This window comes from Paraburkholderia sp. CI2, assembly GCF_014201055.1.
GTDB lineage: Bacteria > Pseudomonadota > Gammaproteobacteria > Burkholderiales > Burkholderiaceae > Paraburkholderia > Paraburkholderia tuberum.
The window spans coordinates 14,991-28,181 of sequence record NZ_JACHDL010000038.1; the positions used below are offsets into that span (position 1 = coordinate 14,991).

14 protein-coding genes are annotated in these 13,191 nt (G+C 62.3%); 8 read left to right on the plus strand and 6 right to left on the minus strand.

Annotation, left to right across the window (positions count from 1 at the left end; translation table 11 throughout):
• The first annotated feature begins 16 nt into the window (after positions 1-16).
• Positions 17-907: a LysR family transcriptional regulator gene (locus tag HDG32_RS33420; RefSeq protein ID WP_184073855.1), complete on the plus strand. Its 891-nt coding sequence runs from the start codon at positions 17-19 to the stop codon at positions 905-907.
• Between the two features lie 89 nt (positions 908-996).
• Here HDG32_RS33420 and HDG32_RS33425 read toward each other — a convergent pair whose 3' ends face one another.
• On the minus strand, positions 997-1,887 hold the full coding sequence (locus HDG32_RS33425; RefSeq protein WP_184073856.1) for a LysR substrate-binding domain-containing protein: 891 nt from the start codon (positions 1,885-1,887) through the stop codon (positions 997-999).
• A 100-nt stretch (positions 1,888-1,987) separates the two neighbouring features.
• On the opposite strand from HDG32_RS33425, the gene HDG32_RS33430 reads away from it, so the two are divergent.
• Positions 1,988-2,578, plus strand: coding sequence for a LysE family translocator (locus HDG32_RS33430; protein ID WP_090811625.1), 591 nt, complete (start codon positions 1,988-1,990; stop codon positions 2,576-2,578).
• 2 nt (positions 2,579-2,580) lie between these two features.
• A complete protein-coding gene (locus HDG32_RS33435) occupies positions 2,581-2,829 on the plus strand; it encodes a hypothetical protein (RefSeq protein WP_184073857.1) in 249 nt (82 codons plus the stop codon).
• Between the two features lie 39 nt (positions 2,830-2,868).
• Here HDG32_RS33435 and HDG32_RS33440 read toward each other — a convergent pair whose 3' ends face one another.
• Together HDG32_RS33440 and HDG32_RS33445 are read right to left on the minus strand one after the other, a co-directional pair.
• Positions 2,869-4,284 carry an NAD(P)/FAD-dependent oxidoreductase gene (locus tag HDG32_RS33440; RefSeq protein WP_409340074.1) on the minus strand — a complete coding sequence of 472 codons (1,416 nt, stop codon included), beginning with the start codon at positions 4,282-4,284 and terminating at the stop codon, positions 2,869-2,871.
• A gap of 473 nt (positions 4,285-4,757) precedes the next feature.
• Positions 4,758-5,228 (minus strand): ribonuclease, encoded by a 471-nt coding sequence (locus HDG32_RS33445; protein WP_184039907.1) that lies wholly within the window; start codon positions 5,226-5,228, stop codon positions 4,758-4,760.
• Between the two features lie 325 nt (positions 5,229-5,553).
• Between HDG32_RS33445 and HDG32_RS33450 the strand changes: the two genes are divergently transcribed.
• On the plus strand, positions 5,554-6,303 hold the full coding sequence (locus tag HDG32_RS33450) for an NnrS family protein (protein ID WP_409340075.1): 750 nt from the start codon (positions 5,554-5,556) through the stop codon (positions 6,301-6,303).
• A 108-nt stretch (positions 6,304-6,411) separates the two neighbouring features.
• Positions 6,412-6,831, plus strand: coding sequence for a DUF1810 domain-containing protein (locus HDG32_RS33455; RefSeq protein ID WP_184073894.1), 420 nt, complete (start codon positions 6,412-6,414; stop codon positions 6,829-6,831).
• 73 nt (positions 6,832-6,904) lie between these two features.
• Here HDG32_RS33455 and HDG32_RS33460 read toward each other — a convergent pair whose 3' ends face one another.
• Positions 6,905-8,059 carry an SMP-30/gluconolactonase/LRE family protein gene (locus HDG32_RS33460; RefSeq protein ID WP_184039904.1) on the minus strand — a complete coding sequence of 385 codons (1,155 nt, stop codon included), beginning with the start codon at positions 8,057-8,059 and terminating at the stop codon, positions 6,905-6,907.
• Positions 8,060-8,409: 350 nt separating this feature from the next.
• On the opposite strand from HDG32_RS33460, the gene HDG32_RS33465 reads away from it, so the two are divergent.
• A complete protein-coding gene (locus HDG32_RS33465) occupies positions 8,410-10,095 on the plus strand; it encodes an FAD-dependent oxidoreductase (RefSeq protein WP_184073858.1) in 1,686 nt (561 codons plus the stop codon).
• A 5-nt stretch (positions 10,096-10,100) separates the two neighbouring features.
• Entirely contained in the window at positions 10,101-10,292 is a 192-nt protein-coding gene (locus tag HDG32_RS33470; RefSeq protein WP_013094246.1) for a DUF2783 domain-containing protein, read from the plus strand.
• A gap of 10 nt (positions 10,293-10,302) precedes the next feature.
• Here HDG32_RS33470 and HDG32_RS33475 read toward each other — a convergent pair whose 3' ends face one another.
• Together HDG32_RS33475 and HDG32_RS33480 are read right to left on the minus strand one after the other, a co-directional pair.
• Entirely contained in the window at positions 10,303-11,157 is an 855-nt protein-coding gene (locus HDG32_RS33475; protein WP_184073859.1) for an IclR family transcriptional regulator, read from the minus strand.
• Between the two features lie 5 nt (positions 11,158-11,162).
• Entirely contained in the window at positions 11,163-11,966 is an 804-nt protein-coding gene (locus tag HDG32_RS33480) for an IclR family transcriptional regulator (protein ID WP_184073860.1), read from the minus strand.
• A 205-nt stretch (positions 11,967-12,171) separates the two neighbouring features.
• On the opposite strand from HDG32_RS33480, the gene HDG32_RS33485 reads away from it, so the two are divergent.
• Positions 12,172-13,131, plus strand: coding sequence for an MBL fold metallo-hydrolase (locus HDG32_RS33485; RefSeq protein ID WP_184073861.1), 960 nt, complete (start codon positions 12,172-12,174; stop codon positions 13,129-13,131).
• Positions 13,132-13,191 lie beyond the last annotated feature (60 nt).

Below are 13,191 nucleotides of genomic sequence, written 5' to 3' on the forward strand. Positions count from 1 at the left end.
GCACGAGAGAAATACAATGGATCGGTTTCACGAATTGAACGCCTTCTTCGCCGTCGTTGAAGCGGGTGGCTTTTCCGCCGCGGCGCGTAGAACCGGCGAGTCACAGTCCGCGATCAGTAAGTCGATCGGCGCGCTGGAAAAGCGCCTGGGCGTGCTGCTATTCAACCGAAGCACACGCAGCGTGACCCTGACGGATCAGGGGCAGAAATACTACGAACGCACCAAGCCGTTGCTGGACGAGATTGAGGTGGCCGATAGCGAACTGACCAGCAGCACGCTGGATGTCTCGGGGCTTGTCCGGATCGCCTCTGCCTCTACGTTCGGTCGCCTGCACGTTGTTCCGCTCATTCCCGAGCTGCTGTCGCGCTATCCTGGTCTGCGGGTCGATCTCGTGTTGTCGGATTTCGTACGCGATATGGTCGAGGATCGAATCGATCTCGCGATTCGAGTGGGCTCCGTCAACGATCCGGATTCGGTCGTGAAGCGGATTGCCAGCACCCCGCTGGTCTGCGTCGGATCGCGTCGCTATTTCGAGCAATACGGTGTACCGAAGGATCCTACCGAACTCGCCAATCACAACTGCCTGCTCTACGGCGGTCTGATGGAGTCGGCAAACTGGCCGTTTCATGGGCCACGAGGCCGATTCAGCGTACCGGTGCGAGGCAACCTGTCGTCGAATAGCGTCGAGACAATACGATCGGCCGTGCTCGCGGGCGTGGGAATCGGCCTCTTCGCGAAGCTCTCGCTCGCCGACGAACTCAAGCATCCCGACATTGTGACCGTGCTGGACGACTTCATTCGCGACGCCCGTGATGTAAGCATCATCTGGCCGAGGCGTCGTTTCGTGCCTGCGCGCGTGCGCAGGGTGACTGAGTATTTTTCGGCTGCGCTGCCGCAGCGCTTGTAGGATCGCGACGTCCGTGAACTAAAAGCTGGCTGGCGGCACTGCGTGCGTCTGAATCAGTCGATTCCGGCGCGCACTTCAAACGCCGTCCGTCACGCAATGTTCGCGAGCGGCGCGCGTCGAGTGCCTGCGTCGCTCGACATCGAATCCCGCACATGGCGCGCGAATTCCTGTGCCGCTGGCTGAACCGTCGCGGGCAATCGCAGACAGATCGCGAACGGAGGCAGTGCAGGCAAGCCGCTGACTCGAAACGTGAGCGTCTCCAGATCGGCCGGCACCGTGGAGGCGAGCCAGGCCGTGATCGCGAGGCCCGCGCGCACCGTTGCGGCGGTCGCCTCGATGTTGCCGCTCTCGAACACCGTGCGCCACGCAATGCCCTCGTCCGCGAGCGCGCCGAGCACCACCGGACGGAAAGCACAACGCTCATCTACCATCGACAGTGGCAACGGCCGCTTCTGCCATGCATCACTGCCGCGCCCCTTGACCCACACCAACGGCTCGATGCAGACCACTTCACCTTCGGCTTCGCTTGCGACATATTCGACCAACGACACGTCAACGCGACCGCTATTCACCGCTTCGCTCAGCTCTGGCGACGCCGCGCACACCAACGAAATTTCGACGTGCGGATGCGCCTCGGCGAATGCTTTCATCGCGGGCACGAGCCGCGTCACGAGATCGTAAGGCACGCCCACACGCAAGGCGCCGCGCAACGGCTGGCCGGTCATGTCGGCCCAGATTTCATCGTTCAGCCGCAGCAGCTTGCGCGCCTTCACGAGAAACTGCTCGCCTTGGCGCGACAGTTCCAGCCGGCGCGTCTTGCGAACGAACAGAAGGCAATCCAGCACATCTTCGAGGCGCTTCACCTGTTGGCTCACGGCGCCTTGCGTCATGTGCAGCAGATTCGCGGCGACCGTCATGCTGCCGCTATCGGCGACGGCAACGAAGGTGCGGATCAGATCGAGGTCGAGATTTCGGCTCATCTATGCATTATGCGGCGTAATGTACCGCATCAATATTATTAGCTTTCACGTTGCTTTGACGATCCGTACAGTGCGAATTCAATGATCCGATTGTGCACCGATGACCTCGATTCTGCCGCTTCTGCTGTTCGTCGCCGTCGCGACCGTGACGCCCGGCGGCGCGACCACGCTCGCCGCCGCCTCAGGCGCACGCTTCGGCTTCGTACGCTCGATACCGCTGATGCTCGGCATCGCTATGGGCCTCGCCTTGCTCGCTGCGCTCGCCGCACTGGGGCTTGGCGGTCTGCTTCTCACGCTGCCGTCGCTGCAAACGGCAGTGAGGACACTCGGCTCCGCGTATCTGCTGTGGCTCGCGTGGCGCATCGCGCGCAGCGGGCCGCCAAACGCGAGCAATGGCCCCGTGCGCCCGGTTTCGCTCGTCAACGGTTTCCTGCTGCTCTGGCTCAACCCGAAAGGCTGGGCGATGACGGTTGGCGCGGCGGCGTCTTTCGCGCTGCTCGCAAACAATCCGAACCGCCTCGCGATGCTGCTCGGTGCAGCGTTCGGGGTGACTGCGTGCGCGTCGCTCGCGCTGTGGTGTGCGCTCGGCGTGCTATTCGCCCGGCTGTTTCGGACGCCGCGCCACTGGCGCATTCTCAATCTCGCGATGGGTGTGCTGCTCGCCGCATCCCTCATTCCGACCTGGAGATAAGCATGTCTTCCCATCCGTTCGCCGAATCGTTCGACCTTGAAGCCGCGTTCGCCGGTGTGTCGGATCATTGGTCGCCGAAAGCTGTCGCACAGGTCAACGATCAGTACGTGAAGGCCGCGAAAGTGCGCGGGCAGCTCGTGCGGCACGACCACGAGCACGACGAATGCTGGATCGTGCTGATCGAGCCCGTGCAGATAAAGCATACGGGGAACGTGCAATCACCGTTGAAGAGGACGATCCAAAGGCGATAGATCGGAGCTGTTCATAGTGTTCCCTCCGTCTTCCCGGGTTTAGAACCGGTTGATTGACTTGTGGCGGCCAGACCCGTCCGCCATCCAAAGCGAAATGGTGCTCAGTGCAGTTTGACGTGCGGCGCGGTGCTTCGACGGAGCCGATGCGCGAGGGTATTGACGATCATGCGTGCATAGCCATGCAGCGCTGCAACGTGCATCCGATACAGCGACAAATACATGAAGCGAGCAAGCAGTCCGTCCACGAGCATGCTGCCGCCGATAAGACCTCCCATCAGACTCCCTACCGCATTCGCGTGCCCGAGCGACGAGCGACACTAGCGAGCCGAGATCGCGATAGGCAAACTCCGGAAGCTTTTGCCCCTCGATGCGTCGCCCAAGTGCCTTGACTAAAAACGATGCCTGCTGATGAGCCGCCTGGGCGCGCGGTGGAACATTGCGCTCGAAACCCAACCATGGACAGGCCGCGCAATCGCCGAATGCGAATATATGGTCGTCAAGATCCGTTTGAAGCGTGCGACGCACGCTGAGTTGCCCCAGATGATTGACTGTCAGCCCATCGAGCGTTGAAAGCACCGCGGGTGCCTTGATGCCCGCGGCCCACACCGTGAGATCCGCACGTATCGTCTTGCCGTTTTTCGTGCGGATGAGTCCGGGCGCGACCTCCGCGACCCGCTCGTCGACCATCAACTTGACATTGAGTTTGCCCAGCAGTCCGGCAGCGGCGGTGGACACGCGTTCTTTCAACGCCGGCAGAATCCGCGGCCCAGCTTCAATGAGCACGATCCCGACGTCGTGTGTGGGGTCGAGCCGATGCAAGCCGTATGATGAAAGTACCTTCGCCGTATTGCGCAATTCGGCGGACAATTCCACGCCCGTAGCGCCCCCGCCAACGATCGCGACCTGGACACGAGGCGCGTGATCGACGGGCACTCCACATGCACTCCGCTCACCGGCGTCTCGTTGTTGTTCGGCGCGAATGCAAGCTGCAATCAGGCGCTTTCTGAAGCGTTCCGCTTGAGCGACGTTGTCAAGCGCGAGAGAATTTTCCGCCGCGCCCGGCACGCCGAAGTAATGCGTCGTACTACCGATGGCAAGAATCAACGAGTCGTACCCGATTCGGCGCGGCGGTACCAGTTCGGCTCCGTCGTCATCGAGCAGTGGCGAAAGCAGGACGTGCCTCGAGCCACGATCCAGTCCGACAAGTTCGCCATGGATGAACTGGAAGCCGTGCCACTGGGCTTGCGCGGCGTACGCCAGTTCCTGTGCGAATGGGTCCAGACTTCCCGCTGCGACCTCGTGCAACAGGGGCTTCCAGATATGCGTCGGGTTGCGGTCGATCAACGTAATGGAGGCACGTTGCGCCCCGCTTCGCCGACCACCATAACGATCGCCTAGCCTCGTTGCGAGTTCGATGCCGCCCGCCCCTCCTCCCACGATCACAAAACGATGCATGCAGATTCTCCCAGGTCGACGACGCGCGGTACGGAAATCCAACACAATGGTTGAGAACAACTATCGCAGAAGCCCGACAGCAGGAAAATCTCATAGTTCTGATGGTTGCCTTCAGGTTTTCTGATTGAGAGATCTCCTACTGACCTCGCCCTCAACGGCGTACTCGCACTGTCTGGAAACCCCTCCAGGTTCACACGCACGAGCCCCAAGACCCGACGCGCGACTTCACTTCGGCGCAGTCGGCTCGCCGCGATGGCCAGGCGCTCCAACGTACTGCTGAACGCAGTTCGGCGCCCTTCCACTCGGTGTGGTCGTCAAAGGGATGATCGTAGGTGCCGCGCTGACGGCTGGGGGTCGTTCTTCGCCAGATCTGTGGTGATCAGGATGAAGCCATCGACGTTCACACTTTTGGTCGATGGTTTGATGCTGTCGGCAGGTATCTCATCGTTGTGGGCCTCGATGGCACGACGTCTTTATTCTCCAATGCGCTTGAAGCTGGCGTAGTAATCGTCGGTGTAATAGCACTCGCCGGTTTGCTTGCGCGGCCCACCACATACGATCCGACGCTGCCCGCGATCCGTCGCGCCTGGTGTGCGAACCGTATAGGTGTGGTAGTAACCGCGCGGATGCTTCGGCAGCAAAGCCGCACTGTTACGAAACAAGACGCCGTCATCGCTAAACGGGAAGGGGCCGCCCGCTTTGATCAGTCGCAGAGTTTCGGCCGCCTCCGCCGGCAACTGCGCCTTGGTGACGGTGACCAGCGCGCCCGTTCCTTGGGCGCCTGATGCAGCGGTTGCATCGCTCGCACCCTGTGCTGGCTGAACCGGCGCCGAGCTCGCGGATGCGCCCGATGCCTCGGTGGCGCTTTGCGGTCCCTGCTTGCCGCATCCGCCGAAGATCGCGCTCAATGCGACGATGCAGGAGACAGCCCACGCTCTCTTCACGAAACGGTTCTCCCTTCGTTGACCAGCACCCGACGACCTGGATAGACGTAAAGGTATCGCTAATGACGGAGCGAATCAACGTTCGATCGGAAATAGTCTGCACGCGATCGGAATCCAGCCGTTTCCCCTATCGCGAACATTCGTCGCATGCGGCGAAAAGGGCCTGCGCATAAGATAAATCAACGGCTAGTTGCCGTTTGGAGCAGTCATGAAGCGGACCATCAGGATCGAATCAGATCAAGTCGACACATCGCCGCGCATCGCTCTGTGGGCGCTCTGATTCAGGCCTTTCTATCTGGCCGGTGCTCTGTTCGGCAGTATTGCCATGCTGCTCTGGCTCGGCGCGCTGGCAGGGTGGTTGCTGCTGGACTCCGCGTCCTATATGTCGGGAAAGCTGTGGCACGTTCACGAAATGATCTTTGGATTTGGCGCCGCGATCGTCGCGGGATTTCTGCTGACAGCGGTTCGCGCGTGGACCGGCACGAATCCCGCGCATGGCGCCGGTCTCGCGGCACTGTTGCTTCTTTGGCTCGTGGGCCGGATCTTGATGTGGCGCGGTTCGGGTCCGGTCGGCGTCGTCGTGAACGTGGCGTTTCTGCCCGTGGTTGCGCTTGTTCTGCTGCGCGTGCTCCTGCAGGCGAAGAATCGCCACAACGTCTTTCTGCCGGTCGCAGTCGGATTGCTCGCGCTTCTCAATGCCCTCTTCCATGTGCGGGCAACGCATGGTCACGGCGACCGGGCGCTGCGCAGTGCGTGGCTCGCGGTCGGTATGCTCGTTCTGTTCGTGACGATTATCGGGGGGCGCATTATTCCGTCGCTTACTGCCAATGCCGTTCCGGGTTTTAGCACGAGACGCTGGCGATTCGTCGAAGCGACCGTCATTCCGGTGACGCTGCTCGCGTTTGTGCTGGACGCGCTTGGTGCGCCGTGGGCAGCAATCGTTGCTGCGGCCGCCGCGGCGGCGGCCATTCATGGGCTACGGCTCAGGTGTCTACTGGCGCGCACGGGTTCAGCAACTGAGCGCTACACAAGGGCTGACTCCGTTGCAGCGAGCAAGGCTCGTGAGGCTACTTAAGTCTCTTCCATGGTCGGTTCGGCGCGAAGATCCATCGTAGACCCGTGCCTGCATGCGCGCGAGAATCGTGGTTTAACGATGGTTTCCACGCCTGCAGCGGAGTACGAAATGGACGATCCCTATGATCTTCAGCGCTTCCTCGATGCACAAGAGCCGGTCTACGACCAGGTATGCGATGAACTGAGGCACGGACGTAAGCGAAGCCACTGGATGTGGTTCGTGTTTCCTCAAATCGAGGGGCTCGGAACCAGCGCAATGGCTCAGCGATTCGCGCTTTCGTCGCTGGACGAAGCGCAAGCCTATCTGCGCCACCCGATACTCGGCCCACGGCTGCGCGAAACGACGCACCTGGTCAACCTCGTTAGCGACCGCTCCGTCGAGGAAATATTCGGGTATCCGGATGACCTGAAGTTTCGCTCGTCGGTCACCTTGTTCGCGCGCGCCACGAACGACAACGACGTATTCGTCGAAGCTTTGCGCAAGTATTTCGGCGGAGAAGCCGATCCGCGGACCCTCCAGCTGCTCTAGACCATTTTGGTAGCGGTCCCGCGCACGCGGGGCGCAGCGGACCGCGCAATTCCGCTCCCGGTGCAGTGCGTGGTCACTGCCCGCTCACATCGGCTGCACGGGATCGAAAGAGCAGCAGGTGATCCGTGCCGGATTCGGACAGCCAGACCTCGCCCGGACGACCCATCATCTGACGCACGTTCGCGTGGTCACGCGGCAGCGGCAACACGTCGAACCGCTCGGCACGCGGATCGAAGCGCACTAGCGCATTAGCGCTCCATTCGCTGAGCCAGACGATGTCCTGGTCGTCGACGAATATTGCATACGCGTGCGGATCGTTGCCGGGCAGTCGCCATTCGCGCCAATGATGCGTGCCAGGATCGTACACGCCGACTTTTCCGGCGTTCCACTCGCTGACCCAGATGCGCCCCCTTGAATCGGCCCAGACGCGGCGCGCGCCCTGATTCGACGTTGGTGGCTCGATGACCTGTGCCGCGCCCGTGGTCGGGTCAATGCGACCTACGTAATTTCCCGCCAGCGAAGCGAAATACAGATCCCCGGAGCGGGTCACGCAGATACCGTAGGGCCCGGCGCCGCGTGGGGCATCAAAGACGCGCATGCGCGATCGCTGCGGATCGAGTTCGCCGTAGATACCACTTTGCCCCGTAAACCACAGATGCCCCTGTTTGTCGAACACGGCGGTATTCAGATTGGCGTCCGGCCGGTCCTTGGGTAGCGGAAAACGCGTGACGGCGAGCGTCTTCGGATCGATACGCACGATCGCGTTCTGGCCGCCGTCAGTGACCCACACCGCACGATCGGGGCCGACGATCACGCCATGTGGCGCCGATCCGGCGCCGAGCGCGATCATGTCGGTCTTGCCGCTGCGCGGGTCCAGCCGCCCGACCGCTCCCCGCGCCTGCGCGGTGTACCACACGGTGCCGTCATGCGCCGGTGCGACGTCATGCGGTGCGCTGCCGGCCGGGACGGCGAAGCTCTCGAACGACGGCGGCTGTGCTTGAGCCTGCGCGAGGCCAAGGTTGTCTGTGCTGATCGCGCAAGCGATGGCGTAAAGAGCCAGGGCAATCGCAGACCGGGCAGTCGATTGCGAGGCAAGCTTCGGAAAATGTTTGAAGTCCAAGCGGGCAAATTCCATCATCGCACGAAGTCGCTCGAGCGCCGCATGCCCCGGATGGATCGCGAACATCCACCAAAGAAGCCCCACAAGTAACAGCAGAGGAATCAGCATGGGTGGTCTCCATCGCTGCTTGTGCCAGCTAACGTATCACGAATGCCACTTGCCAAGGTCAACCCGACGTTTCAATGCCTGGCGGCGCGCTACGTGTCTGCCTTCAGCCGATCTCGACCGCCGTCTTCCCTGCCTGCCGACGCTCCTCTAGCGCGGCGTGCGCTTCCTCGACGTTGTCGAAAGTGCGATTCGCCGGGATATTCGTTGCCGAGTTTGCGTGCAATGGAACCGCACCAGGGTAAATACAGATTCGATCGCTCAAAAAGCTTTATAGAATGGCTAATATTAGCAAGGAGCAATACTGCTTGCTATAGATTAATAAAAGACATCCCGCAGAACCCGGAGACGCCATGCAGATCGACTACCAAACGATGCGGTTCGACTACGAGCGAGCCGCCGACCACGATGCCGCTGCACCGCTCACCTATCCGGTCGTGGTGATCGGCGCTGGCCCGGTCGGGTTGTCAGCGGCCATCGATCTGGCCCAGCAGGGCGTTCGCACCGTGCTGCTCGACAATGACGACACGCTGTCGAGCGGTTCGCGCGCAATCTGTTTTGCAAAGCGGACGCTGGAAATTTTCGATCGGCTCGGCTGCGGCAAGCAGATGGTCGACAAAGGCGTGAGCTGGAACGTCGGCAAGGTGTTCCTGCAGGATGAACTGATCTATACGTTCAACCTGCTGCCCGAGACAGGCCACGCTCGCCCGGCATTCATCAATCTGCAGCAGTACTACGTCGAGGGCTATCTGGTAGACGAGGCGAAGCGAACCGCGAATCTGCAGATGCGCTGGAAAAGCAATGTGATCGGTGTGACCCAGCAAGACGACCATGTCGAGTTGCGGGTCGAAACGCCCGACGGCATTTATCCGATGCGCGCGCAATACGTGGTCGCCGCCGACGGCGCGCGCAGCGCGGTGCGCAAGGCGCTCGGTCTCGACAGTCATGGTCGGACCTTCAAGGACCGCTTCCTGATCGCGGATGTGAAAATGAAGGCGCCGTTTCCGACCGAACGCTGGTTCTGGTTCGATCCGCCCTTCCATCGCAATCAATCCGTACTGCTGCACAGGCAGCCCGACAACGTCTGGCGCATCGATTTCCAGCTCGGCTGGGACGCCGATCCGGTCGCCGAAAAACAGCCTGAAAAAGTGATTCCGCGCGTGAAAGCGCTGCTCGGCGACGATGCCGGGTTCGAGCTCGAATGGGTCAGCGTCTACACGTTTTCGTGTTTGCGGATGGACAGTTTCCGGCATGGCCGCGTGCTGTTCGCGGGCGATTCGGCGCATGGCGTGTCGCCGTTCGGCGCGCGCGGCGCGAATAGCGGCGTGCAGGATGCCGACAATCTCGCCTGGAAGCTGCGGCTCGTCGTCAACGGCGACGCGCCGCCGGCGCTGCTCGATACCTATGCATCCGAGCGCGAGTATGCGGCGGACGAAAACATCCTGAACTCATCGCGCGCCACCGACTTCATCACGCCGAAAAGCGCGGTTTCGCGGATGTTCCGCGATGCCACGCTTAAGCTCGCGAAAGAGTGTCCGTTCGCGCGGCGCATCGTCAACAGCGGCCGTCTGTCGGTGCCGGCGGTTCTGCGCGACTCGCCGCTGAACACGCCCGACGCCGACGCGTTCACCGGTGCGATGGTGCCCGGCGCGGTCAGCACCGACGCGCCGGTCAGGCTCGCTGGCGAAGACGCCTGGTTCCTGAATCAAACCGGACATGGCGGCTTCACGGGCGTGCACTTCTGCGGCCCGGGAGACGACCTGACGAAATGCGCCGAACGGCTTCGCGCGCTGGCATGCCTCGCGGTGCCGGTTCACTCGTTGATCGTCGTGCCGCGTGGCGCGGCCGCGACCGCGCTGCCGGAGATGCCTCACGTCACGGTGATCGAGGACGTCGAAGGCATCGTCACGCATCGCTTCGATGCGCGGCCCGGCACCTTTTATCTGCTGCGTCCGGACCAGCACGTCTGCGCGCGCTGGCGCGCCCTCGACACCGCCTCCGTCGCCCAGGCCGTGGATCGCGCAACCTGCAACGGATAACCATCATGACCAAGCTGAACATCGAAACGAATATGGCCGATCCCGATGCGTTCTATGAAAAGCTCATCGACGCGCACAATGGACTGACCGACGAGCAAAGCCATTTCATGAACGCAAAGCTCGTGCTGCTGCTCGCGAACCACATCGGCGATGCCGACGTGCTGCTCGAAGCGCTGGCGCTGGCGCGCGCGGATTGACGACCCAGGCTCAGCGCCCGATCCAGCCGAACCGCCACGACAGCCGTCGTGTCGTGGCGAGCAGCCTCTGTGCGGTCGTGCCGTGCGTGCTGAAATCAAAGCCGCCCGACGGACCGATCACCGCGACCACGAGACTGACGCTGCCCGTATGATCGAACACGGGCGCGGCCAACGCGCCGATGCCCGGCACCGGCGCATCGAGTGCGTCATCGATGCCGTCGCTCACAACCTTCGCACGACGTGCCAGATAGGCCGGGGCCAACGACGGCGGGCCCTTTTTCGGCGCCACGAGCACTTCCGCCACCGGCGCGCCCGCGAGTCTGATCGATTCCTGCGACAACAGCCCGACCAATACGTCGTCCGCAAGATGCGCGGCGAACACGCGCCCTATCGCCGTGTTGACGAGCGACATCACGGTGCCCACGCGCAGGCTCACGTGTTGTGGTCTCGCCGATTCTTCGAAGCGGATTACCGTAGGACCCAAAGGTCCAAGAATCGCCACCGCGACGCTCATGCCGGACTCCGCCGCAAGCGTGACGATCTCCGGTTCGGCATCGCGAATCGGCGACATGCGCTGCAACGCGATCAGGCCGAGCTCCATGCCGAGCGGTCCCGCACTGAAAAGACCGGCGTCGTCGCGGCTCAGCAAGCCGACCTTGAGCAGACTCACCAGATGCGGAAACGCCTTGGCGGCAGGCATATCGGCGGCCGCGGCCAGATCGCGCAGCGACAGCGGACGGCCGGCGGCAACGAGTGCCAGCAGGAGTTCGCCTGTGTTGTCGAGCGCGCTGATTCCGCGCTGAGCTTTCGTGTCGTTGAGTTGGGGCGTGTTCGCGTCGGACGCGTCCGGGGTTTCGATCTGCATGATTCTCAGCTGGGTGTGACGAGCGCCTCGGTGATACGTCGGGAAGTTTCGAGCAACTGACGCGCGACCACACCGTCCCACGCGACTTCGATCGAGCCCGACGAGCCGATCGCCGTCAACGCGAGTTGCATCCGTTGATCGCCATCGAACACCGGCACGCTCAGACTGCTGATGCCCGGACTCGGCGCATCGATTCCTCGCTCGATGCCGCGCGCGCGGATCTCATCGAAGCGTTTGCGCCACTCCTTGCTAGTCGGCCCTTTGGCGGCGCGGCCGCGCGCCGGCGTCGGGTCCGCCGAATGCGCCTGGCTTCGCGCCATTTGCGCGACCTGCTCGGGCGCGCAGAACGCGCAGAATACGCGGCCCGTCGATGTCGCTTCGAGCGACATCACCGTGCCGATGTGCAGATTGACATGCAGCGGCGCACCGCTGCGCTCGTATCGGACGATGGTCGGGCCCTGCACGCCCGCCACGCAGATCGCCACGCTAAGACCGATCCGCTCCGCGAGCGACGCCGCGTGGTCAGCCGCGATGCGATAGACCGGCTGCTGTTCGATATGCATGAGGCCAAGCCGCAACGACAGCGGCCCCGGCTCGTAGTTGCCGGTCAGGGCATCGCGCTTGACGAGGCCGAGGCGCGTCAGGCTCACGAGATAGGTATGCGCCTGCGCTGACGACAGTTGCGCCTCGCCGGCCAGCTCGGTCAGCCCGAGCGGTTCGCGCTGTCGCGCCAGCGCCTGCAGCAGACGTCCGCCGACCTCGACACTCTGAATGCCCCGCTGTTTCTTTTCGATTGTCGTATCAGCCATCGTGTTGTCCGCCCTTGACCCGAAGGAGATTCGGCCCGTCCGGTGTCGCCCGTGGAAGGCCTAGATGGTATCCGATCGGACCGTGCGGACCAACCAACGGAGTTTACCCTAGATTAGTGAATGACAATGTATTTTGTCATTGACAAATATAAGCGCGACGACGACTATTAGTCATCCCCCAACGAGTCGTGAGACGGAGACAGACATGGCGAAGGCTTTCGCATCCCAGGCCGACCTGGAAGAGAAGAAGATCACGTGGACCCAATTGTCGGAAAACGCGTATGCGTATACGGCCGAGGGCGACCCTAACTCGGGCGTGATCATCGGCGACGACGGCGTGCTGATCGTCGACACCACCGCCACGCCGGCCATGGCGCAAGACCTGATCGCGAAGATCCGCAGCGTCACCGACAAACCGATCAAATACGTCGTGCTGTCGCACTATCACGCGGTGCGTGTGCTGGGTGCGTCGGCGTACTTCAAGGAAGGGGCACAGCAGGTGATCGCCAGCCGCGGCACCTACGAAATGATCGTCGAGCGCGGCGAAGCCGATATGAAGTCGGAGATCGAACGCTTCCCGCGTCTTTTTGCAGGCGTCGAAACGGTGCCCGGTCTGACGTGGCCGACGCTGGTGTTCGAAAAGGAAATGACGCTCTTTCTCGGCAAGCTCGAAGTGCGCATCGCGCATCTCGGCTCGGGCCACACGAAGGGCGACACGGTCGTCTGGCTGCCGTCGCAAAAGGTGCTGTTCTCCGGCGACCTGGTCGAGTACGACGCGGCCTGCTACTGCGGCGACGCGCAACTCGAACAATGGCCGACGACGCTCGAAGCATTGCGCGCCCTGAACGCGGAGAAGCTGGTGCCGGGTCGCGGCCCCGCGCTGCTGTCGCCGGCGGAAGTGACCAAGGGCCTCGATTACACGAAAGACTTCGTCACCATGCTGTTGCAGGCGGGCCGTGACGCATTCAGGGACAAGCTCGATCTGAAGGGCGCGATGGCGCTCACCCGCAAGTCCATGGACCCGAAGTTCGGCAACGTCTTCATCTACGAGCATTGCCTGCCGTTCGACGTGTCGCGAGCCTACGACGAAGCGAGCGGCATCAGCCATCCGCGCATCTGGACCGCGCAGCGCGACAAGGAAATGTGGGATGCGCTGCAGAACTGATCGTTCTGTGCATTCGGGGAAAGGCCGTTCGGTCTTTCCTCACTTCCGTTTAGACCATGA

Bases quoted from the DNA above. Each gene is read 5' to 3' on its own strand.
- HDG32_RS33455 (WP_184073894.1), top strand. From the start codon at position 6,412: ATGGACGATCCCTATGATCTTCAGCGCTTCCTCGATGCACAAGAGCCG.
- HDG32_RS33480 (WP_184073860.1), bottom strand. From the start codon at position 11,966: ATGGCTGATACGACAATCGAAAAGAAACAGCGGGGCATTCAGAGTGTC.
- HDG32_RS33475 (WP_184073859.1), bottom strand. From the start codon at position 11,157: ATGCAGATCGAAACCCCGGACGCGTCCGACGCGAACACGCCCCAACTC.
- HDG32_RS33470 (WP_013094246.1), top strand. From the start codon at position 10,101: ATGACCAAGCTGAACATCGAAACGAATATGGCCGATCCCGATGCGTTC.
- HDG32_RS33435 (WP_184073857.1), top strand. From the start codon at position 2,581: ATGTCTTCCCATCCGTTCGCCGAATCGTTCGACCTTGAAGCCGCGTTC.
- HDG32_RS33440 (WP_409340074.1), bottom strand. From the start codon at position 4,284: ATGCATCGTTTTGTGATCGTGGGAGGAGGGGCGGGCGGCATCGAACTC.
- HDG32_RS33465 (WP_184073858.1), top strand. From the start codon at position 8,410: ATGCAGATCGACTACCAAACGATGCGGTTCGACTACGAGCGAGCCGCC.
- HDG32_RS33485 (WP_184073861.1), top strand. From the start codon at position 12,172: ATGGCGAAGGCTTTCGCATCCCAGGCCGACCTGGAAGAGAAGAAGATC.
- HDG32_RS33420 (WP_184073855.1), top strand. From the start codon at position 17: ATGGATCGGTTTCACGAATTGAACGCCTTCTTCGCCGTCGTTGAAGCG.
- HDG32_RS33430 (WP_090811625.1), top strand. From the start codon at position 1,988: ATGACCTCGATTCTGCCGCTTCTGCTGTTCGTCGCCGTCGCGACCGTG.
- HDG32_RS33460 (WP_184039904.1), bottom strand. From the start codon at position 8,059: ATGCTGATTCCTCTGCTGTTACTTGTGGGGCTTCTTTGGTGGATGTTC.
- HDG32_RS33425 (WP_184073856.1), bottom strand. From the start codon at position 1,887: ATGAGCCGAAATCTCGACCTCGATCTGATCCGCACCTTCGTTGCCGTC.
- HDG32_RS33450 (WP_409340075.1), top strand. From the start codon at position 5,554: ATGCTGCTCTGGCTCGGCGCGCTGGCAGGGTGGTTGCTGCTGGACTCC.